Here is a 20,212-nt window from a genome sequence, read left to right as displayed (position 1 = left end):
GCTCATCCCGGCCTTCGCCGGGATGAGCGGAGAGGAGGGCTAGGGAACCGCGTCCAGCGCCCACCGCCCGAACTCCGGCCGCGCTTTCAGCCGCGCGTAGTACGCCTCGACCGCCGGCAGGTCGGCCCGCTCCATCGGCGTCGCCTTCCAGCGGTGGACCGAGACGCCCAGCACCACGTCGGCCAGGGTGAAGTCGTGGCCGGCGGCGTGGGCGCCGGTTTCGGCCAGGCGCTGGTCGAGGATGGCCATGGCCTTGTTCCAGGCTTCGAGGCTGGCGGCGATCTTGTCCGGGTCGTCATAGCCCGGGGTCGGGCGGCCCAGGGCCAGGAAGGCGTAGCCCCAGGTCGGGTTCAGGGTGGTGGCCTGCCAGTCCATCCACTGCTCGACCCCGGCGCGGGGGCGGGGCTCGACGGGCAGCAGGTGGCCGTGGCCGTAGCGGGCGGCCAGGTAGCGGCAGATGGTGTTGCTCTCGTAGAGCGCCCCTTGCTCGTCGATCAGCACCGGCACCAGGCCGTTGGGATTGAGGGCCAGGAACTCGGGGCTGCGGGTCGAGGCGAAGCCCGTGCCCCAGTCCTCGCGCTCATAGGCCAGGCCCAGCTCGTCGCAGGTCCACAGCACCTTGCGGACGTTCAGCGAGGAGGTGCGGCCGAGGATCTTGAGCATGACGGGCTCCGTAAGCTTTGGCGGCGAACTAGGCCGTCTCCCCTACATAGGCCGCCGCCACCGCCTCGGCGACCTTGATGCCGTCGATGGCGGCCGAGAGGATGCCGCCGGCGTAGCCCGCGCCTTCGCCGGCCGGGAACAGGCCGGCGACGTTCAGGCTCTGGAAGTCCTTGCCCCGGGTGATGCGGATCGGCGAGGAGGTGCGGGTCTCCACGCCCGTCAGCAGCACGTCGGGGTGGTCGTAGCCCGCGATCTGGCGGCCGAACACCGGCAGGGCCTCGCGCATGGCCTCGATCACGAACGGCGGCAGGCATTCGGCCAGGTCGGTCATCTTGACCCCCGGCTTGTAGGAGGGCTCGACGACGCCGAGTTCCTGCGACGCCTTGCCGGCCAGGAAGTCGCCGACCTTCTGGGCCGGGGCGGCGTAGGTCGAGCCGCCCGCCGTATAGGCCAGGCTCTCCCACTTGCGTTGGAATTCGATGCCGGCCAGCGGGTGCCCCGGATAGTCGCGCTCGGGATCGATGCCGACCACGAAGCCGGAGTTGGCGTTGCGCTCGTTGCGCGAATACTGGCTCATGCCGTTGGTCACGACGCGCTCGGGCTCGGACGTCGCCGCCACCACTGTGCCGCCCGGGCACATGCAGAAGCTGTAGACCGCGCGGCCGTTGGCGCAGTGATGCACCAGGCTGTAGTCGGCCGCGCCCAGGTCCGGATGGCCGGCGCAGGCCCCGAAGCGGGCCTTGTCCATCCACGACTGCGGGTGCTCGATCCGCACCCCGATCGAGAACGGCTTGGCCTCGATGTGGACGCCCCGGTCGTGCAGCACCTGGAAGGTGTCGCGGGCGCTGTGGCCGACGGCCAGCACCACGTGGTCGGCCTCCAGATAGTCGCCGGTCGACAGATGCAGGCCCTTCAGCCTGCGCGAGCCGTCGGTGGCGGTCTCGATGTCGAAGTCCTCGACCCGGTGCTGCCAGCGGTACTCGCCGCCCAGGGCCTCGATGGTCTCGCGCATGCTCTCGACCATGGTCACCAGGCGGAAGGTGCCGATGTGCGGGTGGGCCTCGGTCAGTATCTCCTCGGGCGCGCCGGCCTTGACGAACTCCTCCAGCACCTTGCGGCCCAGGTGGCGCGGATCCTTGACCTGGCTGTAGAGCTTGCCGTCCGAGAACGTGCCCGCGCCGCCCTCGCCGAACTGGACGTTGGACTCCGGGTTCAGCTCGCCGCGCCGCCACAGGCCCCAGGTGTCCTTGGTCCGCTCGCGCACCACCTTGCCCCGATCCAGGATGATCGGCTTGAAGCCCATTTGGGCCAGGATAAGCCCGGCGAACAGGCCGCAGGGGCCAGCGCCGATGACGACGGGGCGGGGGCCGGCGAAGTCCTTCGGAGCCTGCGCCACCAGGCGATAGTCGGTGTCGGGCCTCGCCCGCACCTGGCTGTCCCGCTCGAACCGCTCCAACACGGCGGCCTCGTCACGCAGCGCGACGTCGACCGTATAGACCATCAGGATCGCCGCCTTCTTCCGCGCATCATGGGCGCGGCGGGCGATCGTGTGGCTGAGGAGGTCGCGCTCGGGGATACCCAGGCGATTGCAGATCGCCGGGGCGAGGGCCTCGGGCGGGTGGTCGAGAGGGAGCTTGAGGTCGGAGAGGCGGAGCATGGGGTGGGTTTAGCTCTGGTGGGCTCTAGCTGCTAGGCGTCCGCTTTCGCTTTTTGGTCGCGGGCGTTGGCGGGCAGCGCCCGCATAGATTCAACGATGTCGACCGTAGCGGTGCTGACGGCGACCACGCGGCCCAGCAGTTCGACCACCTGCTCCTTATAGTCGGCGAAGCGATAGGTGTTGAACCTCTCGCGGATGGTCGGGTCCTTGGGAGTCTTTTCCTTGTGCTGGTCCAGCACCCAGTCGATCGCCGAGCGGTTGCCCAGCCGATAGTCCCAGGCCTTGGCCGGCGCGCCCGACAACTGGGTGTCGGCGTCCAGCACAATGATCCCGTGCTCAGCGTCGGACTTCAGCTTGACCGCCGGAGTGGTGTCATCGGCCCGCTTGGGATCGCGCGCCTCCAACCGCTCCAGCGGGAAGGGCTCGACGGTCTCGTAGCCGATATGCAGGTCCAGCAGCGCCTGGCCCCAGTCGCGCCAGCGCTTGAAGTCGGGATAGAGCGGCACGCGCGGAAACTCGCGCTTGAGGTTCAGCGCATAGGTCTCGCGATACACCGGATCGTGCAGCACGGCGTAGACATAGGCGAAGATGTCATCCTTGCTGATCGCGGCGGCCTTGCCATAGCGGGCCGTGAACTGGGCGACGGCCCAGTCGGTGATGTTGTCGAGGCGGTCGCCTTCCTTATTGTAGCGGAAGCGCGGAACGCTCTGGGTTCCTCCATTTCCCTGCTTGAGAAGGCAGAGATCGAACACCTGCTGCACGACCAAGGCTGATAGAGGGTTTTCAGACGCCACACCAAGGAACGCGAGTGTAGGATTTGCCCCGCGACCAAACATAGACGGCAGTTGATAGGTCATGCCGTTAAAGTGCTGATCGAAATAAAGCCACCTCTTCGTAAACGGACGATAAGCGGCCCTGATCACAGAATTTTCATTGAATGATTTTGTAACATGGCTCTCAAGATAACGCGTTAGTTCTCGATCCCACTTGATTGTTCCACGTCCAGGGAAAGCTCGATCGCGCCGCGTAGCTTCGTAGACGGAATTCAGCATCTGTGATTTTGCGACCAGCGTGTCGCGGTCGATGTCATAGACCCATTCATCCCGCTGAGTTGCAACACCACGAGAGAATAGCCTGAAAATGGCGCTTCCTCGAGCTGGACCAATTCCAGCCTTATCATCCTTGCTTACGAGCGGCACAAGACTATCCCAGTCGTTGTCGCTGAGGTTCAGCCAGTCGTTCTTGCGATCCGGTTGGATCGTTTGAACCTCCAGCCCTTTGAGCCCACCAATCGACGTAATAGCGATCAGCTTATCTTCCGCCGTCTCCATCTCCGGCCGTCGCGCGTAACGAATGACCGCCCCGCCGCTCTTGCCCTTCTTTTTAACCAGGAAGACCATGGCCACGCCGGTCTGGATGCCGAACACATTGTGCTTGGTGCCCGACAGCTTGGGATTGTCGCGAACGTCGCCGCCCAAGTCGAAAACCCAGATCTCGGCGAACTCGCGGGCGATGACCTTGCGAAACCCGTCATAGGCAGCCTTGGCGAAGGGCTTGCGGCCGATGATGAAGGCGATGACGCCCTCGTCCTTCACCCGATCCGACGCCCAGCGGACGAAGCGGGTGTACATGTCATAGACGCTGTTTTTGTTCTGGGCCGTGCCTTCCTTGATGTAGGTGGCGGCGATGCGCTCATCGACCCGGGCATAGGGCCGGTTGGCGTTGTTCTGGTTGTAGTTCTCCTGCCAAGCGTTGTACGGCGGATTACCGATCACCACGCTGATCCTGCGGCTGTTTTGGCGACGAACCCGCTCGCTATTCTCGTCGGAAATACTGGCGAACAGATCGTGCTGATGGCCAGAATAGATGCCCAGGGCCGCGACGTTATCCAGAGTGTCGACAAAGCACAGCCCGGGAAATTCTTCGTACTTCCCGGCGATCGCGGCATAGGTCGCCTCGATGTTCAGATTGGCGACGTAATAGGGCAGGATCGCCACTTCGTTGGCATAGAGTTCGGTCAGGTACTTGTAGATCAGCTTCTCGGGCCGCCCCCGGAAATGCTCCATCAGTTCGACGATGAAGGTGCCCGTGCCCGTGGCCGGGTCGAGAATGGTGACGTCGCGATCGATCAGCGACTTGCCAAAGTGCTTCTCGCACAGCCAGTCGGTGCTCTCGATCATGAAGCGGACGATCTCATTGGGCGTATAGACCACGCCCAGCCTGTCGGCCGCCCCCGGATTGTAGACCTTGTAGAAGTTCTCGTAGATCGCCTTCAGGAAGCCCTGCTTTTCCGAGTGCGACGAGATCAGCGCCGCCGTCGAGCGGATGGCGGCGTAGTAGGGCTCCAGCGCAGCCAGTGTCTGGCGTTTGACGTCGCCTTTGAAGAACTCGCCCTCAAGATCGTACAGCGCCTTGGCGACGTTGTTGTGGTGGTGAAAGTCGCCGTCATTGAAGACGTGGGCGAAGATTTCCTCGGTCAGGATGTGCTGGATCAGCATCTCCCGCACGTCGTCTTCGGTGACCGACGGATTGATCGTGGACTTGGCCGTTTGCAGGAACTTCGCCGCCGCCGCGCTGAACTTGGCGTTGCCGGCATAGGCGGTGTCGATCCGCGCGCGCAGCGCCTCAAGCACCGCCGGCAGGTCGGTCTTGAACTGGATCACCGCTTTGCGGAAGTCGGCGATCTCCGGCCGCTGATAGCCGAAAAACAACTCCAGCAGCTTTTGCAGTTCGGGCCCATCGACGGCGCAGCGCATCACCTCCACGCCATGCTGAAACAGCACTGCCTTGGTCGAGTCTTCAAAGATAATGTTGGTGCTGGGATAGCCGCGCCGAAATTTCTTGGCGATCTCGACGTCGAGGTCGTCGCCAGCGTCCTTGGCCTCCCAGTAGCCGAACGGCACGCGCAGGTCATGCAGCAGGGCACCGTCGATATAGTTGCGCACCTTGGCGGTGGTGATGAACTCGTGCTCGGGGATGAAGGTCAGGTGCTGTGACTTGCCCCAGGCCTTGAGCAGGTCCTTGAAGGCCTCGCGCACTACGCTTTCGCGGCTAGCGCCTGACACCCGCTTCAGGTCCGCGAGTTCGTTCAGATATTGGTTGATCAGCAGTTGGCTCATTCCGCCCCCGAATAGCCGCTCAACCCTAGGCCGCTTCGACCTCGTTTGGCGAGACTTCTAAATACAGCTACCCTGATCAATCCCCGTCCATCTTCAGCGCGGCGATGAACGCTTCCTGCGGGATCTCGACCTTGCCGAACTGGCGCATGCGCTTCTTGCCGGCCTTCTGCTTGTCCAGCAGCTTGCGCTTGCGCGAGGCGTCGCCGCCGTAGCACTTGGCGGTCACGTCCTTGCGCAGGGCGCGGACGGTTTCGCGGGCGATGATCCGGCCGCCGATCGCCGCCTGGATGGGGATGACGAACATGTGCTGCGGGATGAGCTCCTTCATCTTCTCGCACATGCCCCGGCCGCGGCTTTCGGCGCGGTCGCGGTGGACCAGCATCGACAGGGCGTCGACCGGCTCGGCGTTGACCAGGATCGACATCTTGACCAGGTCGCCGACCCGGTAGTCCTCGATCTGGTAGTCGAAGCTGGCGTAGCCCTTCGAGATCGACTTCAGGCGGTCGTAGAAGTCGAACACGACCTCGTTCAGGGGCAGGTCGTAGACCACCATGGCGCGGCTGCCAACATAGGAGAGCTCGCGCTGCATGCCGCGGCGGTCCTGGCAGAGCTTGATCACGCCGCCCAGATATTCGTCGGGGGTGAAGATCGTGGCCTTGATCCAGGGCTCGCTGATGCTCTCGATCTGCATCACGTCGGGCAGGTCGGCGGGGTTGTGGAGCTCGACCTCCGTGCCGTCGCGCATGTGGATCTTGTAGACCACCGAGGGGGCGGTCGCGATCAGGTCGAGGTCGAACTCGCGGCTGAGGCGCTCCTGGATGATCTCCAGGTGCAGCAGGCCCAGGAAGCCGCAGCGGAAGCCGAAGCCCAGGGCGGCGCTGGATTCCATCTCGTAGGTGAAGCTGCCGTCGTTCAGGCGCAGCTTGCCGACCGCGGCGCGCAGGTCCTCGAAGTCGGCGGCGTCCACCGGGAACAGGCCGCAGAACACGACCGGCTGGACGTCCTTGAAGCCGGGCAGGGCCTTGTCGGTGGGCTTCTTCTCGTCGGTCAGGGTGTCGCCGACGGCGGCGTCGGCCACTTCCTTGATCTGGGCGGTGAAGAAGCCGATCTCGCCGGGGCCGAGGCTCTCGACGGGGGTGTTCTTGGGCTTGAAGACGCCGACGCGGTCGACCAGGTGGGTCGAACCGTGCTGCATCATCTTGATCTTCTGGCCGGCCCGCAGGCGGCCGTCGAAGACGCGGACCAGGACGACGACGCCCAGATAGGCGTCGTACCAGGCGTCGACCAGCAGCGCCTTCAGCGGCGCGTTCTCGTCGCCCTTGGGCGGCGGCAGGCGGGTGACGATGGCTTCCAGGACGTCGTGGATGCCCAGGCCGGACTTGGCGCTGGCCAGGACGGCGTCGCTGGCGTCCAGGCCGATCAGGTCCTCGATCTGGGCGCGCACGCGCTCGGGCTCTGCGGCCGGCAGGTCGATCTTGTTGAGGACCGGGACGATCTCGTGGTTGTTGTCGATGGCCGAATAGACGTTGGCCAGGGTCTGGGCTTCCACGCCCTGCGAGGCGTCGACGACCAGGATCGAGCCCTCGCAGGCGGCCAGGCTGCGGCTGACCTCATAGGCGAAGTCGACGTGGCCGGGGGTGTCCATCAGGTTCAGGACGTAGGTCTGGCCGTCGTCGGCCTTGTAGTCCAGACGCACGGTCTGGGCCTTGATGGTGATCCCGCGTTCCTTCTCGATGTCCATGTTGTCCAGGACCTGGGCGGTCATCTCACGCGCGGTGAGGCCCCCGGTCTCCTGGATGAGGCGGTCGGAGAGGGTCGATTTGCCGTGGTCGATGTGGGCCACGATCGAGAAATTGCGAATGCGGTCGAGAGGCGTCGAAGTCATGGGGCTGCCTCTAGCATATTTGCGGCGTTTCGCGAGTGTCGTTCATCCGGCCCCGGCCCGGATCCCTCATGGTTAACTCGCCGTTAAGCTTCAAGCCGCAAACCCGACTCAAAGGGTTGAGACAGTCTAGGCTGTTGGAATCGCGAGAGAGAACATGGACCGTCGCAAGCTGATCCTTTCGGGCATGGCCACCGCGGGGCTCGGCGCCTGCGCCAGCACCGCCCAAGAGCGTCCGGGCGACCCGCCGCGCCAGTCGCAGTACGACACCGGCCGGGCCGCCACCTATTCGGCCGACGAAATGGTCCGCAGCACCTCGGACTTCCTCGGCGTCACGGCCGAGAGCGCCGGGGCGGTGATCGAGCGCGCCTTCCGCGACAACGGCCAGCCCACCGGCTACATCGCCGGCGAAGAGGGCTCGGGCGCCATCGGCGTGGGCCTGCGCTACGGCCGGGGCCTGCTGTACATGAAGGGCAAGGACACCCAGGAGGTGTTCTGGCAGGGCCCGTCGGTGGGCTGGGACTGGGGCGGCAACGCCAGCCGGGTCTTCACCCTGTGCTATAACCTGCAGTATCCGGACGCCATCTTCCGCCGCTTCCCGGGCGTGGAGGGCACGGCCTATCTGATCGGCGGCCTGGGCGTGAACTACCAGCGCGCCGACACCATCACCCTGGCCCCGATCCGCGCCGGCGTCGGCCTGCGCCTGGGCGCCAACATCGGCTACCTGGCCTACAGCCGCCAGCGCAACATCCTGCCGTTCTAAAACCCATAGAGGGCGGCGGCGATCACTTGCCCCCTACGGACCGCTTCGCGGTCGTCTTCCCCCACAGGGGGAAGAGGAGCCGCGCTCTCGTCCTCCGCCCCCTATGGGGGCGGACAGACCGCGAAGCGGTCAGGTGGGGGCAAGTAGGTGTGATCCCACGCCGCGAAATCCAAGCGCTTGGATTCGCGAGAGTTCCTCGCCATTATCAATCCCAACGAGAATGAGCCCGCCATGAGCGGTCCGTCGGTGGGGGCCGGCTGTTCGCCCGCCGCGCGCTCGCCCGCAGGGATGCGCCATGATCGAGCGGTTGAAGCGTACCTGGTTTATCTGGCTGGCGATGGCGGCGGTGTTGGCCGTGGTGCTGCCCAGGCTGATCGACGCCCGCGCGGCTCCTCAGCCCCCGCCGCCGGCCACGCCGGCCGCCGCGTCGCGCTTCGTCGTCCATGACCCGAACGGTACGGTCATCGGCTGGCTGAACATCAAGTACCCCCGCACGATCCGCGAGAACGAGGAGGGGGTGCTGGAGGCCGAGTACACGACTGGCGGCACCCACTGGAAGACCGGCCAGGCCAAGGAGCCCGGGGACGGCTACGCCTACGGCTCTGTGCAGCCGCCGGCCGGCATGAAGGTCGAACTCAGCGGCGCGGACCTGGCCCTGACACCGTCCCCGACCCACGAGTTCGACGTCCAGCGCATCGCCGCCACCGGGGTCGAGCGGGTGAAGTGGATCGTCTCGCCCAAGGACGAGGGCGACCACGTGCTGCTGGTGCGGTTCAATGTCAGCCCGGCCACGTTCAAGGCGATCCCGATCTCGGCCAACGGCCAGGCGCAAGGGTCGGACCCGCAGGTCCTGCTGCCGGTGAAGGTGTTCACGATCTACGGCGTGCCCAAGGCCACAGTGCTGCTCGCCAAGGGCGGAGTGGGACTGTTGTCGTTCCTGCTGACCCTGCCGGCCGCCTTCGTGCTGTTCGAGCGGTTCTTGAAGAAGAAGCCGAAGCCGAGGCGGAAGAAGGCGGCCTGATCCCTCTCCCCTTGCGGGAGAAGGTGTCGGCGAAGCCGACGGATGAGGGGTCTCTCAAATCTGTCCGTAGTGCGCGGCTGAGCCGGCCATCGACCCCTCACCCGACCTCCTTCGGAGGCCACCCTCTCCCGCAAGGGGAGAGGGATCAGGCCGCCGTCACCGTCACGCTCTGGCTGACCATCGTCGCCTGACCGAAGATCGTCAGGAACGCCACGTCCGCCGCGTCGCGGCCGTAGGCGATGCGGACCAGGCCGTCGATCGGCGCCAGGCCCGTGGGGTCCAGCAGCCGCCAGCGGCCGCCGACGAACACCTCGGCCACGGCGTGGAAGTCGGGTGGGTGCAGGCCCAGGGCGTAGACGCTGGCCACCCGCGCGGGGATGTCGCTGGCCCGGCACAGGGTGACGGCCAGGTGAGCGAAGTCGCGGCAGACGCCGGCCCGCTGGACGTAGGTCTCGAGAGCCGTGGTGCGCCAGTCGCTGCACGGGCGGTATTCCAGGTGGCCGATGATCCAGGCGACGATGGCCGCGACGCGATCGCCGCCGCTCAGGGTTCCGAACTTCTGATCGGCGATGGTCTCGAAGGTGTCGGACGGGCAGTAACGGCTGCCGCGCAGGTAGGGCAGGGTCTCGATCGGCAGTTCGGCGACCCGGTGCTGGACGGCGCCGGCCAAGTCCATCTCGCGATCGGCGATCTCGACGGTGGCGGTGTAGGCGATGGCCAGCCGGCCCTGGTGTTCGAAGGCCACGCGCCGTTCGCCGCTGAGCGGGTCGTCGCGGCGGACGAACGTCAGGGGCGGATCGAAGGTCAGGCGCTCCTCGACCACCGTCTGGTCCGACGCGACGGCGGCCTCGATCTGCAGCAGGGACTCGGCGCGGACGGGGAAGTCGTAGTCCAGCCGCGTCTCGATGCGCACGCGCATGCCGTCGTCTCCCCGCCGCTCAGCCGGCACGACGCACAACGGCCCGCCGTCGACGAAGTTCAGTGCTTGGTGATCTTGCCGGCGATCCAGTCCATGACCGCCATCAGCAGCCCGGATATCACGAATGTCAGGTGGATGCCCATCAGCCAGGCCAGCCGGGGCTGGTCGAACGGGATGTCGGGATCCTCGCTCATCTTCAGGACCGCCTTGAGCAGCGAAACGGCCGAGATCGCCGCGACCGAGGCGATCAGCTTCATCTTCATGGCCGAATAGTCGACCGACCCCATCCAGTGGGGCCGCTCGCTGTGCGAGGCGGTGTCGATCCGCGACACGAAGTTCTCGTAGCCGGCCAGGATGACGATCACCAGCAGGTTGCCGGTCAGCGACAGGTCGATCAGCGACAGCGCCAGGATGATCGCGAACTCCGGCTTGGAGGTCAGGATGATCGGCAGTTCGTGCATCAGCTCCTGGAAGAACACCAGGATCATGACGGCCAGTATGACCACCAGGCCCAGATAGATCGGCGCCAGCAGCCAGCGGGAGGCGAACAGGCACCGCTCCAGCCAGCGCTCGGCCAACGGCTTGATCATGGGCATGGCGCGCTCCAGGGCGTGTTCGCCGGGAGCGAACGTGGCTGGAGTCGATGCTCAACCGCCCGAGGCGCCAATCAGGGAAAAGCCGGTTTCGGAGCGGGCGGCACCCTAGATGGTCGAACTCAACCGCCCCAGACCTGCTTCAGCCGCAGGTCGCGGCCGCAGCCGATGCGGTAGGCGTGGTACTCGACGGCGTGGTTCTTGGCGTAGTCGCGATGATAGGCCTCGGCCGGCCAGAAGGTCTTCAGGTCCAGGATCTGGGCCTTCATCGTGCCGGTCTTCAGGCGCTTGGCGGCCTCGGCGCGCGACTTCTCGGCGATCGGGCGCTGGGCGGGGGTGACGAACACTGCGGGCTTGTAGGACGGACCGCGGTCGCAAAACTGGCCGCCGTCGTCGGTGGGGTCGACCAGCTTCCAATACTTGTAGAGCAGGAAGCCGTAGTCGAGCTTGGCCGGGTCGTAGGTGACGCGCACCGACTCGTAGTGGCCCGAGGTCTCGCTGGTCACGTCGCGATAGGTCGGCCGATCGACGTGGCCGCCGGTGTAGCCGCTCTCGACCTTCAGCACGCCCGGAATGCCGCGCATGTCGTTCTCCATGCACCAGAAGCAGCCGCCGGCGAACACGGCGGTCGCGGGCTGGGGCTTGGGCGCGGCCAGCACGTCGGCGGGCAGCAGTATGGCGGCGAAACTGGCGATCAGGACGAGCAGGCGGCGGATCATCGGGTGGCTCCGGGAGGATGTACCTCTAGTTACGGATGGCGCGGGTCAAAGGTTACACCCTTATCGCCAGCCGAAGCCCACCCCGCGCACCGAGGGACAGGCCGACAGGCGGGCGGCCAGGATCTGGGCCCGCTCGTCGCCCTGGTCGTCCAGCTCCAGGCGGATGCTCAGGCCCGCGCCGTCCGGCTGGGCGGTCAGGGCGCGCAGGCGGGTCTGCTGGACATTGGCCACGCCCAGCACCCGCATCAGGGCGTCGGGCGTGTCGTCGGCGATCACCAGGAACAGCCGGCGTTTGTCGTCTTCTCCGTCTTTGGGGGATTTAAGCTCGCTCACGGCCGCACCCACTGATGCTCGACGCTGGCCGAGGTGACGCCGGGCCAGGCGGCCAGATCGCGGGCCAGCAGGCGGGCGGCCTGGTCGCTGAGGTGGCGCACGCGCAGAGAGCCTTCGACGATCTGGCCGACCGGCTTCATCGACAGGGCGCACAGCTCGGCGCCGCTGTCGGCCAGGCCCTGGCGGACGGCTTCCAGCGCCGAAGGCGCGTCCTGGGCGGCCAGCAGCAGCTGGTGGACGGTGACGCCTTCGTGGTCGGAATTGAAGGCGGGTGGGGAAGGCAGGTAGCTCATGGTTTCAAAGGTCCTATGGATTTGAAGGGGACCGAGGACCGCACAGCAAAAACCCCGCTCCTTGTGGGAAGCGGGGCTTTGCGGATCTTGCGATCTTTCGGCTTGTTGGTCGTCTAGTCGACCGCGCGCCTGTGCTGCCCCGTTCGCACACGAACGGTTTTAATCTTGGCCTGCATCATAATGTTGCGCGCGCACGAGATCGCGACGCCGGCGGTGAGGCCGGTGGCGATCAGAACGTTCAGGGCCAGCTGCGAGAGCATGATGGCGTGGAAACTCCGTGTGCGATTACACAGTTAGCGTGGGCTTAGGCACAGCGCAAGGTCTAGCCTGCTCGCGGGCGATGGCGAGGCGAGGTGGCTAGGTTCTAGCCAGCGGCCGCCTTGGTAACGGGCAAAGGCGAGGATGGAACGGACGGCGACGGCGCAAGCGCGTCGGGCTTGGGCGGATCCTCGGCCTGTCGCGCCAGCGCGAGATAGAGGTTCGGACCCTTCAACAGATCGTCGAAGCGGGCCTTCATGTCTTCGTTCAGCTGCGACAGGGCGTCCAGCGCGTGCTCGACGGTCAGTTGCTCGGCGTCGGGCGGTTGCAGGTCGCCGTCGGCCAGGGCGGTCTTGACGTCCGGGTCTTCGAACTGGGCCTTCAGGTAGTCCAGGGCGTCCTGGGTCAGGCCCAACGGCGGATCGCCGCCGGTGGGATCTTCCGTCAGCGAGACTGGCGGCGTGGGAACCGGGAAGCCGAACTGGTCGGCCAGCTGCTTGTCGATCTCGTAGGTCGCTTCGTCCAGCCGCTGCTTCTCGGCGCGGAACGGGGCCATGACCGTCTCGCGGTTGGCCGCCTGGGCGAAGGGATCGGTGATGGCGGTCTTGGCCATGACGATCTCGCCGCCGCTGGCCTTGCGCAGGGCCTGCAGACGATGCTGGGCCAAGGCCGTACCGCCCCATTTGGGTTCGCCGTCGAAGACGCTGGGCGGGAAGGACGACGTTCCCGGCCAGCTGGCCGAACCGTCGTTGTTGATGGTGGCGATCACCTTGCCGTCCTTGCGGATCTCGGCATAGACGCCGCCCTGGGGCGCGCGCGGATCGGCCTTCAACATGGCGTGGATATTCTCGCTCCAGGCCTTGTGCAGGTCGCTCTTCTTGATCTCCAGGTCGAAGCGTTGCTTGTCCGCGGCCAGGGCGGCCTGGGCTTCGTCCGACAGCGTGACCTTGACCGGCGGCTGGCTCATCGCCTCGGCCTTGGCCTTGCGCGTCTGGATTTCGTCCTCGGTCAGTCGAGGGCGCGCCGCGAGCATGGCCTGTATGGCGCTGACCGACGGAAGGCTGGCGGGCGGAATGCTGGCGACCACGGCGTTTGTCTCCCGGCGACTGCACCGGAAGTTGTGTGGCTTTGGTTAAGGAGAGGTTGCGATCGCCTCCCGCGAACAACATGTCGCGGGAGGCGAAGAGCAGCTTAGCCCCGCAGCTTGCCGCCGGCCTTCTCGACCGCAGCGACGATCTTGGCCGACAGGGCCTCGATCTCGGCTTCGGTCAGGGTCTTGTCGCGCGGCTGGACGACCACCTCGAGGGCGACCGACTTGGAGCCTTCCGGCACGCCGGGGCCCTCGTAGACGTCGAACACGCGCACGGCGTCGATCAGCGCCTTGTCGGCGCCGGCGGCGGCCTTGACCAGGTCGCCCGCCGCCTTGGCCTTGTCGGCCACGAAGGCGAAGTCGCGGGTCAGGGGCATCAGCGGCGAGGGGCTGAAGGCCGGGCGCGACTTGATGGCCTTCTTCTTGGGCTCGGGCACGGCTTCCAGGGTGATCTCGAAGCCATAGACCGGGCCGGCCACGTCCAGGGCCTTGAGGACCGCCGGATGCAGCTCGCCGAACTCGGCCAGCACCGCCTTGGGGCCCAGCTGCAGGCGCGCCGAGCGGCCCGGGTGCCACCACGACGAGGCCGAGCCCTGGGCGGTCTGCAGCGAGGCGACCGGCGCGCCGATCTCCTCCAGCAGGGCCAGCAGGTCGGCCTTCACGTCGAACAGGTCCTCGGCCGGCGCCTTGGCCCAGCCGCGCGGGGCGCGTGGGGCCAGGATGGCGGCGATCGTGGTCTTCTGGTCCTGCGGGCGGTCGCCGAAGAACACCGGGCCCACTTCGAACAGGGCGACGCCCGGGAAGCCCTGGCGGGCGTTGCGGCCGGCGGCGTCGATCAGGTTGGGCAGCAGCGACGGGCGCATGCAGTCCAGGTCCGAGGCGATCGGATTGGCCAGGATAAGCTCGGGCGCGCCGCCGCCGAACAGCTCGGCGGTGGCCTTGCTGGTGAAGCTGAAGGTCAGGGCCTCGGCGTAGCCGGCCGCCGCCAGGGCGCGACGGGCCGTGCGGGCGCGGGCCTGCTTGACGGTGAGCACGCCGCCGACCGCGCGAGGAACCTCGGGCAGGGGCTGGGAGGGCACCTTGTCGAACCCGGCGATGCGAGCGGCTTCCTCGACGATGTCCGCGGGCTGCGAGACGTCGCGACGCCAGGGCGGCGGCGTGATCGTGTAGACCGAAGAGGTCGCGGCCTGCCCCTCGATGGGAGCCATCCTGACCGTGGGTAGATCGGCGATCACGTGCACGGCTTGGGACTCCACCGTGAAGCCCAGCGACGTGAGGATCGCGACGTTGGATTGCAGCGGTTCCGAAATGCCCGTCAGCTTTTCGATGTAGCCGAAGTCGAACTCGAAGGGCGCGGGCGGCGCGGGCGGCTGGCCGGCCACGACGATCTTGGAAGGCTTGCCGCCGCACAGCTCCAGAATGAGCTTGGTGGCCAGGTGCAGGCCCTCCTCGCACGACTGCGGGTTCACGCCCCGCGCGAAGCGGTACTGGGCGTCGCTGTTGATGCCGGTGGCCCGGCCGGTCTGGGCCGTGGTGATCGGGTCGAACCAGGCGCTTTCGACGAAGATGTCGACGGTGTCGTCCGAGCATCCCGTGCTCTCGCCGCCCATCACCCCGCCCAGGCCGATCGGGCGGTTGCCGTCGGCGTCGGCGATGACGCTCATCGCGGCCGTGATGTCGTAGGTCTTGCCGTCCAGCGCGATCAGCTGCTCGTCGTGATGCTCGGCGGGCGAGGGCTGGTCGCTGAGCGTGGCTTCGGCCTTGCCGTGGCCCAGGCGCGCCTCGATCGTCGTACCGACCAGCTTGGCGCGGTCATAGACGTGCAGCGGGCGGGCGCGGTCGTAGGTGATCAGGTTGGTGATATCCACCAGGGCGCTGATCGGACGCAGGCCGATGGCGGTCAGTCGATCGCGCAGCCACTTGGGCGAAGGACCGTTCTTCACGCCCTCGATCACGCGGCCGGCGAACACCGGACAGGCTTCGCCGTCCACCTTGATGGAGATCGGGCAGTCGAAGGTCCCCGGGATCTCGTCGATGGGGGCGGTCTTCAGCGTCCCGACGCCGGCGGCGGCCAGGTCGCGGGCGATGCCGGCCACGCCCAGCCAGTCGGGGCGATTGGGGGTGACCTCGAAGTCGATCACGGCTTCCAGGCCCAGGGCGTCGGCGGCCGGCGTGCCGACGGCTAGGTCGTCGGGCAGCTCCATGATGCCGTCGTTCTCGCCAGCGACTTCCAGTTCGGAGGCCGAGCAGAGCATGCCGTTGGACACCACGCCGCGCACCGGCTTCTCGACCAGGGTCACGTCCAGGCCGGGCACATAGGCGCCGATCGGGGCGTAGACGGTGGTCAGGCCCGCGCGCGCGTTGGGCGCGCCGCAGACGATCTCTTTGCGGCCGTCGACGGTGTCGACCTGACAAACCCGCAGGCGGTCGGCGTTGGGGTGCTGCACGGCCTCGACGATCTTGGCGACCGTGAACGCGGCCAGCTTCGACGCCGGGTCGGTGACGTGCTCGACCTCGAGGCCGGCCATGGTCATGGCGGCGACGACTTCGGTGGCGGACGCCTCGGTGTCGAGGTGGTCCTTGAGCCAGGAAAGGGTGAACTTCATTAGCGGGTTTCCAGGGTCAGCAACTGGTCGAGGAATTGGTCGGGTCCGGTGAAGCCCAGGCCGAAGAACTCGCAGTTGATGAACTCACAGTCCGAAACGGGGATCGCGCCGACCACGCTGGTCGGCCCGGCGGGGCGCAGCACGAGGTTGCGCATGTCGCCGCCGTTGGGGCCGAAATTGGTGTTGTCGAAATTGACGTTGTTGAGCACCAGCATCACGGCCGGACCCTCGATGAAGCAGTTGCGGAACGTCCGGCCGTTGATCGTGCGCTGGCCGGCCTTCAGGACGGCGCGCGCCAGGTCGAACAGCGAGATGTCGACGTTCTCGAACACCTTGGCCATGGCGTCGGTGGGGATGCGGCCGTCGCGGCCGCCCGGTTGGAAGCTCATCAGCTCAGTCCCGACGCCGCGTTCGGCGCGGCGAACGCGCTGAAGCCGTAATGCTCGAGCCAGCGGACGTCGGACGCCCACATGTCGCGCAGGTCGGGCATGCCGTACTTCAGCATCCCCAGCCGGTCGACGCCCATGCCGAAGGCGAAGCCCTGGTACTCGTCCGGATCGATGTTGCAGGCGCGCAGGACGTTGGGGTGAACCATGCCGCAGCCCAGGATCTCGAGCCAGGAGGTGCCCTGGCCGATCTTGATCTCGCCGCCCGAGCGGTCGCACTGAACGTCCATCTCGGCCGAGGGCTCGGTGAACGGGAAGTGGTGCGGCCGGAACTGGGTCTTCACCGCGTCGGTCTCGAAGAACCGCGCCAGGAAGGTCTCCAGGGTCCATTTCAGCTGGCCCATGTTGGTGTCGGTGTCGATCACCAGACCCTCGACCTGGTGGAACACCGGCGTGTGGGTGGCGTCGTTGTCGACACGGTAGGTGCGGCCCGGGGCGATGATCCGGATCGGCGGCTTCTGCGACAGCATGGTCCGCACCTGCACGGGGCTGGTGTGGGTGCGCAGAAGCATGCGCTCGCCGTCCGAGCCGTCCTCGTTCTTCTTCGGATTGAAGAAGAAGGTGTCGTGCATTTCCCGCGCCGGGTGCTTGGGCGGGAAGTTCAGGGCCGTGAAGTTGTGGAGGTCGTCCTCGATGTCGGGACCTTCCGCGACGGCGAAGCCCATCTCGGCGAAGATGGCGATCACCTCGTCCATGGTCTGCATGGTCGGATGGACGCTGCCGCGGCGACGATGCGGGGCGGGCAGGGTCAGGTCCAGGGTCTCGCTGGCCAGGCGCGCGTCGAGGGCGGCGGTTTCCAGCGCGGCCTTCTTGTCGTTCAGCGCCGTCTGCGCGCGGTCGCGCAGGACGTTGATCGCGGCGCCCCGTTCCTTGCGCTCGTCGGGGCTCATGGCCCCCAGCGTCTTGAGCAGGCCCGAGATCGAGCCGGTCTTGCCCAGGGCGGCGACGCGCACGGCGTCGAGGGCGGCGAGATCGCCGGCGGCGGCGACTTGCGCCAGCACGTCGGCTTCGAGAGTGGTGAGATCGGTCATGACGGGGTTCCGTCTAGAGCATTCGTGGGACGGGGAGTAGGGGAGCGCGCAGCAAAAAGCCCTCCGGTTCGCACCGGAGGGCTCTTCAGATCGCAATCAGGACGAACCCGATGAAGACCTTTAGGCGGCCAGGGCGGTGCGGACCTTGTCAGCAATGGCCTTGAACGCGACCGGGTCGTTGCCCGCGATGTCCGAGAGGACCTTACGGTCGATCACGATACCCGCCACGTCCAGGCCGTGGATAAATTGCGAGTAGGTGAAGCCCTCGATGCGAGCGCCGGCGTTGATGCGTTGGATCCACAGCGAGCGGAAGGCGCGCTTGCGCACCTTGCGGTCGCGGTACGCGTACTGGCCGGCCTTGTCGACGGCGGCCTTGGCGGTGCGGATGGTGTTCTTGCGGCGGCCGTAGAAGCCCTTCGCCTGTTCAAGAACCTTCTTGTGCTTGGCGTGGGCGGTGACGCCACGTTTAACGCGAGCCATGTGTCAGCGCTCCTTAAAGGCCGTAGGGCAGGTACGAACGGATGGTCTTGGCGTCGGATTCGCTCATGACCTTCGTGCCGCGGTTTTGGCGGATGTACTTGCCGTTGTGGCCGATCAGACGGTGACGCTTGCCGGCGACGCCGGCTTTCAGCAGGCCCGTGGCCGTGATCTTGAAGCGCTTCTTCGCGCCCGACTTGGTCTTCAACTTAGGCATTTCGCGTCGGAGCCTCACGGCCCCGTCCTCTGAGATAGCATGACGAACCGCCATGGCATGCCAATTGGCCAGGCGGTTCCGGAAAGGCGGGGTTAGTACGGGAAAGGGGCGGAGAAGGCAAGCGCCGTCTCCGCCCCTCCGGTGACTCCCGCCAGGGCTAGTTCGGCGGGTTGTTCTTCTCGAGGAAGGTCACGGTCGCCGACAGCATCTGCTGGCGGGTGGCTTCACGCGACAGCCAATGGTCTTCGTCGCGAAGATCGACGAACTCGACCGGCTTGCCGGCCTTCTCCAGGGCGCGGCGCATGCCCGTGCTCTGCTCGTAGCGCACGACGGTGTCTTCCTTGCCGTGGATCAGCAGCACCGGACCGTCGGCGTCGCCGGCGTGACGTTCGGGCGAGCGATCGTCCAGCTTGTTGTCCGTGGGCGTTTCGATCCCGAAGATGCGCTTGTAGTAGCGGATGGTCGGGTTCTCCTCGCGATAGCGCAGAAGCTTGAAGTTCAGGAATTGCCGCAGGTCGCCGATGCCGGCCACCGACACCGCGCAGCGGTAGACGCCCTTGTCCATCGTGATGCCGGCCAGGGCCGCGTAGCCGCCATAGCTGGCGCCCGCGATGCAGACGCGCTTGGGATCGACGATGCCTTGCTTGGCCAGGAAGCGCACGCCGTCGGACAGGTCGGTCTGCATCTTGCCGCCCCACTCGCCGTCGCTGGCGCGAATGAAGCCATGGCCACGGCCGGTGGAGCCGCGGAAGTTGGGCTGCAGCACGGCATAGCCACGCGACGCCAGGCCTTGGGCCCACCAGTCGAAGCCGGCTTCATCGCGAGCCTGCGGCCCGCCGTGGGGTAGGACGATCAGGGGCAGGCCCTTGGCCGGCTTGCCTGAGGGCAGGGTGAGATAGCCCTCGATCATCAAGCCGTCGGCGGCGGCATACTTGATCGCCCGCACCTCCGCGACGTCGCTGCCCACCAGGCCAGGATAGGCCGACCCGACCTTGCTCAGCTTCTTGGCCGTGAGGTCCAGGAGGTAGTAACCGCCCGGCTCGCCGGTCCCTTCGACGTAGGCGACGATCTTGGCGTAGTCGGGCGTGTGCGATTGCAGGGTGATCTGGCGGCCAGGGAAAACGCCGGTGATCGTCGACCAGGCAGCAGCCAGCCGAGGCTCGTCGAAATGATACTGCCTGTAGCCAGCGTCGGTGACCGTGCCGATGACATGGTTGGCGTTGTCGAAGACGATACGGAACGGCTGATCGGGACCGTAGAATTCGCCCAGCTTGCCGTCCGCGATCGAGACGTTGGCCAGGCGATATTCGCCGGTCTTCTCGTTCTGGATCGACATAACCACGGACTTCTCGTCCAGCGACAGGCCCTGCATCGCGGGGCCGTCGAGCGGCGCGGTCGTGACGTAGCCGTCGACCCACTTGCCGTTCTTGCGCAGCTCCATCGCCCAGCGAGCGTTCTCGCGGTGATAGGTCGTGCGGGCGATCACCGTGCCGTCGGTCTTGAAGAGGAACTCGTTGGTCTCGAAGTCGCCCATCTGGACCATGGCTGAGATGCCGGTGTCGGGGTCGATCCGATAGAGGTCGAAGCGCCCCTCCTGCCACGACTTAGCTTCCTCGCCGGCGTAGAGTTGAGCGAATACAGTCGGCTTGCCGTCCACCACGCCGCCGATCGGATCCGAACTGAGGACGTTGTTGACCGTCTCGTACGAGCGCTTAGGTAACTGGACCGTGGCGCCGGTCTTGATGTTGATGCTGGTGGCTTGGAATTGCTCACCGACATACGTGACATATTCGATGGCCATGGTCCGCGAGACCTCGGCCACCACGTGGTTCGGATCCGACCACATGACGCCGCGCATCTTGACCTTGCCGAAATCGACGGACTGGATCTCGCCGCCGTTCAGCGGCTGGATGATCACCCGGCTGGTCCCGCCGTCATGGGCGATATAGGCCAGATTGGCGCCGTCGCTCGAGATTTCGACGTCCGAGATCGCCGGCAGGCGACCGTAAGCATCGAGCGAACCGGCCAAGGCGGCGCTCGACGAAACCAGCGCGGCCAAGGCGGCGCCGGCGAACAACTTCAACATGTAAGCCCCCAACTCAATGTAGAAGAATTAGCGGCGCAC

The 20,212-nt window shown here is 66.4% G+C and carries 19 protein-coding genes; 2 read left to right on the top strand and 17 right to left on the bottom strand.

What is annotated here, in order from left to right:
* Positions 1 to 39 precede the first annotated feature (39 nt).
* The 4 genes from AC1DYP_RS02425 to lepA form a co-directional block, all read right to left on the bottom strand.
* Positions 40 to 663: a glutathione S-transferase family protein gene (locus tag AC1DYP_RS02425; protein WP_477044972.1), complete on the bottom strand. Its 624-nt coding sequence runs from the start codon at positions 661 to 663 to the stop codon at positions 40 to 42.
* Positions 664 to 691: 28 nt separating this feature from the next.
* Positions 692 to 2,320 (bottom strand): NAD(P)/FAD-dependent oxidoreductase, encoded by a 1,629-nt coding sequence (locus AC1DYP_RS02420; RefSeq protein ID WP_477044971.1) that lies wholly within the window; start codon positions 2,318 to 2,320, stop codon positions 692 to 694.
* Positions 2,321 to 2,352: 32 nt separating this feature from the next.
* Positions 2,353 to 5,439 carry a type ISP restriction/modification enzyme gene (locus AC1DYP_RS02415; protein ID WP_477044970.1) on the bottom strand — a complete coding sequence of 1,029 codons (3,087 nt, stop codon included), beginning with the start codon at positions 5,437 to 5,439 and terminating at the stop codon, positions 2,353 to 2,355.
* A gap of 76 nt (positions 5,440 to 5,515) precedes the next feature.
* Positions 5,516 to 7,324, bottom strand: coding sequence for a translation elongation factor 4 (gene lepA / locus AC1DYP_RS02410; RefSeq protein ID WP_477032099.1), 1,809 nt, complete (start codon positions 7,322 to 7,324; stop codon positions 5,516 to 5,518).
* A gap of 154 nt (positions 7,325 to 7,478) precedes the next feature.
* Here lepA and AC1DYP_RS02405 point away from each other — a divergent pair, with 154 nt between their 5' ends.
* Together AC1DYP_RS02405 and AC1DYP_RS02400 are read left to right on the top strand one after the other, a co-directional pair.
* The gene (locus tag AC1DYP_RS02405) at positions 7,479 to 8,084 is read left to right on the top strand and encodes a DUF1134 domain-containing protein (protein ID WP_477032098.1); all 606 of its coding nucleotides are present in this window, start codon (positions 7,479 to 7,481) and stop codon (positions 8,082 to 8,084) included.
* A gap of 295 nt (positions 8,085 to 8,379) precedes the next feature.
* On the top strand, positions 8,380 to 9,105 hold the full coding sequence (locus AC1DYP_RS02400) for a hypothetical protein (protein ID WP_477044969.1): 726 nt from the start codon (positions 8,380 to 8,382) through the stop codon (positions 9,103 to 9,105).
* A gap of 145 nt (positions 9,106 to 9,250) precedes the next feature.
* On the opposite strand, the gene AC1DYP_RS02395 is transcribed toward AC1DYP_RS02400, so the two are convergent.
* The 13 genes from AC1DYP_RS02395 to AC1DYP_RS02335 form a co-directional block, all read right to left on the bottom strand.
* Positions 9,251 to 10,024 (bottom strand): transglutaminase-like domain-containing protein, encoded by a 774-nt coding sequence (locus AC1DYP_RS02395; RefSeq protein ID WP_477044968.1) that lies wholly within the window; start codon positions 10,022 to 10,024, stop codon positions 9,251 to 9,253.
* Between the two features lie 59 nt (positions 10,025 to 10,083).
* Positions 10,084 to 10,620: a TIGR00645 family protein gene (locus AC1DYP_RS02390; protein WP_477044967.1), complete on the bottom strand. Its 537-nt coding sequence runs from the start codon at positions 10,618 to 10,620 to the stop codon at positions 10,084 to 10,086.
* 119 nt (positions 10,621 to 10,739) lie between these two features.
* Positions 10,740 to 11,333 (bottom strand): peptide-methionine (S)-S-oxide reductase MsrA, encoded by a 594-nt coding sequence (msrA, locus tag AC1DYP_RS02385; RefSeq protein ID WP_477045023.1) that lies wholly within the window; start codon positions 11,331 to 11,333, stop codon positions 10,740 to 10,742.
* Positions 11,334 to 11,396: 63 nt separating this feature from the next.
* The gene (locus AC1DYP_RS02380; protein WP_477032095.1) at positions 11,397 to 11,669 is read right to left on the bottom strand and encodes a hypothetical protein; all 273 of its coding nucleotides are present in this window, start codon (positions 11,667 to 11,669) and stop codon (positions 11,397 to 11,399) included.
* Positions 11,666 to 11,962, bottom strand: a complete 297-nt coding sequence (locus AC1DYP_RS02375; protein WP_035072771.1) for a hypothetical protein — start codon at positions 11,960 to 11,962, stop codon at positions 11,666 to 11,668. The genes AC1DYP_RS02380 and AC1DYP_RS02375 overlap by 4 nt, the downstream gene beginning before the upstream one ends.
* Before the next feature lie 113 nt (positions 11,963 to 12,075).
* Positions 12,076 to 12,222 (bottom strand): hypothetical protein, encoded by a 147-nt coding sequence (locus tag AC1DYP_RS02370; protein ID WP_477044966.1) that lies wholly within the window; start codon positions 12,220 to 12,222, stop codon positions 12,076 to 12,078.
* Positions 12,223 to 12,326: 104 nt separating this feature from the next.
* Complete coding sequence (locus tag AC1DYP_RS02365; protein ID WP_477044965.1) at positions 12,327 to 13,307, bottom strand: hypothetical protein; 981 nt, start codon at positions 13,305 to 13,307, stop codon at positions 12,327 to 12,329.
* Positions 13,308 to 13,411: 104 nt separating this feature from the next.
* Positions 13,412 to 15,916: a YtpR family tRNA-binding protein gene (ytpR, locus tag AC1DYP_RS02360; protein WP_477044964.1), complete on the bottom strand. Its 2,505-nt coding sequence runs from the start codon at positions 15,914 to 15,916 to the stop codon at positions 13,412 to 13,414.
* On the bottom strand, positions 15,916 to 16,305 hold the full coding sequence (locus AC1DYP_RS02355; protein WP_477044963.1) for a hypothetical protein: 390 nt from the start codon (positions 16,303 to 16,305) through the stop codon (positions 15,916 to 15,918). Before AC1DYP_RS02355 ends, ytpR begins: the two co-directional genes overlap by 1 nt.
* Positions 16,305 to 17,393, bottom strand: a complete 1,089-nt coding sequence (gene pheS, locus AC1DYP_RS02350; RefSeq protein ID WP_477044962.1) for a phenylalanine--tRNA ligase subunit alpha — start codon at positions 17,391 to 17,393, stop codon at positions 16,305 to 16,307. The genes AC1DYP_RS02355 and pheS overlap by 1 nt, the downstream gene beginning before the upstream one ends.
* 120 nt (positions 17,394 to 17,513) lie before the next feature.
* Positions 17,514 to 17,873, bottom strand: coding sequence for a 50S ribosomal protein L20 (gene rplT, locus AC1DYP_RS02345; RefSeq protein ID WP_165185547.1), 360 nt, complete (start codon positions 17,871 to 17,873; stop codon positions 17,514 to 17,516).
* 13 nt (positions 17,874 to 17,886) lie between these two features.
* Positions 17,887 to 18,087 carry a 50S ribosomal protein L35 gene (rpmI, locus tag AC1DYP_RS02340; RefSeq protein WP_007672148.1) on the bottom strand — a complete coding sequence of 67 codons (201 nt, stop codon included), beginning with the start codon at positions 18,085 to 18,087 and terminating at the stop codon, positions 17,887 to 17,889.
* A 157-nt stretch (positions 18,088 to 18,244) separates the two neighbouring features.
* A complete protein-coding gene (locus tag AC1DYP_RS02335; RefSeq protein ID WP_477044961.1) occupies positions 18,245 to 20,173 on the bottom strand; it encodes an alpha/beta hydrolase family protein in 1,929 nt (642 codons plus the stop codon).
* Between the last annotated feature and the right edge of the window lie 39 nt (positions 20,174 to 20,212).

Source organism: Caulobacter sp. P1_D6 (assembly GCF_056406095.1).
The sequence above is the reverse complement of the archived record's forward strand: the minus strand, read 5'-3'. Positions and strand labels throughout refer to the sequence as shown.

Coding starts and splice junctions, on each gene's coding strand:
- AC1DYP_RS02400 (WP_477044969.1), top strand. CDS start 8,380: ATGATCGAGCGGTTGAAGCGTACCTGGTTTATCTGGCTGGCGATGGCG.
- AC1DYP_RS02390 (WP_477044967.1), bottom strand. CDS start 10,620: ATGCCCATGATCAAGCCGTTGGCCGAGCGCTGGCTGGAGCGGTGCCTG.
- AC1DYP_RS02355 (WP_477044963.1), bottom strand. CDS start 16,305: ATGAGCTTCCAACCGGGCGGCCGCGACGGCCGCATCCCCACCGACGCC.
- AC1DYP_RS02425 (WP_477044972.1), bottom strand. CDS start 663: ATGCTCAAGATCCTCGGCCGCACCTCCTCGCTGAACGTCCGCAAGGTG.
- lepA (WP_477032099.1), bottom strand. CDS start 7,324: ATGACTTCGACGCCTCTCGACCGCATTCGCAATTTCTCGATCGTGGCC.
- rpmI (WP_007672148.1), bottom strand. CDS start 18,087: ATGCCTAAGTTGAAGACCAAGTCGGGCGCGAAGAAGCGCTTCAAGATC.
- AC1DYP_RS02395 (WP_477044968.1), bottom strand. CDS start 10,024: ATGCGCGTGCGCATCGAGACGCGGCTGGACTACGACTTCCCCGTCCGC.
- AC1DYP_RS02405 (WP_477032098.1), top strand. CDS start 7,479: ATGGACCGTCGCAAGCTGATCCTTTCGGGCATGGCCACCGCGGGGCTC.
- AC1DYP_RS02370 (WP_477044966.1), bottom strand. CDS start 12,222: ATGCTCTCGCAGCTGGCCCTGAACGTTCTGATCGCCACCGGCCTCACC.
- AC1DYP_RS02415 (WP_477044970.1), bottom strand. CDS start 5,439: ATGAGCCAACTGCTGATCAACCAATATCTGAACGAACTCGCGGACCTG.
- pheS (WP_477044962.1), bottom strand. CDS start 17,393: ATGACCGATCTCACCACTCTCGAAGCCGACGTGCTGGCGCAAGTCGCC.
- ytpR (WP_477044964.1), bottom strand. CDS start 15,916: ATGAAGTTCACCCTTTCCTGGCTCAAGGACCACCTCGACACCGAGGCG.
- AC1DYP_RS02420 (WP_477044971.1), bottom strand. CDS start 2,320: ATGCTCCGCCTCTCCGACCTCAAGCTCCCTCTCGACCACCCGCCCGAG.
- rplT (WP_165185547.1), bottom strand. CDS start 17,873: ATGGCTCGCGTTAAACGTGGCGTCACCGCCCACGCCAAGCACAAGAAG.
- AC1DYP_RS02335 (WP_477044961.1), bottom strand. CDS start 20,173: ATGTTGAAGTTGTTCGCCGGCGCCGCCTTGGCCGCGCTGGTTTCGTCG.
- AC1DYP_RS02375 (WP_035072771.1), bottom strand. CDS start 11,962: ATGAGCTACCTGCCTTCCCCACCCGCCTTCAATTCCGACCACGAAGGC.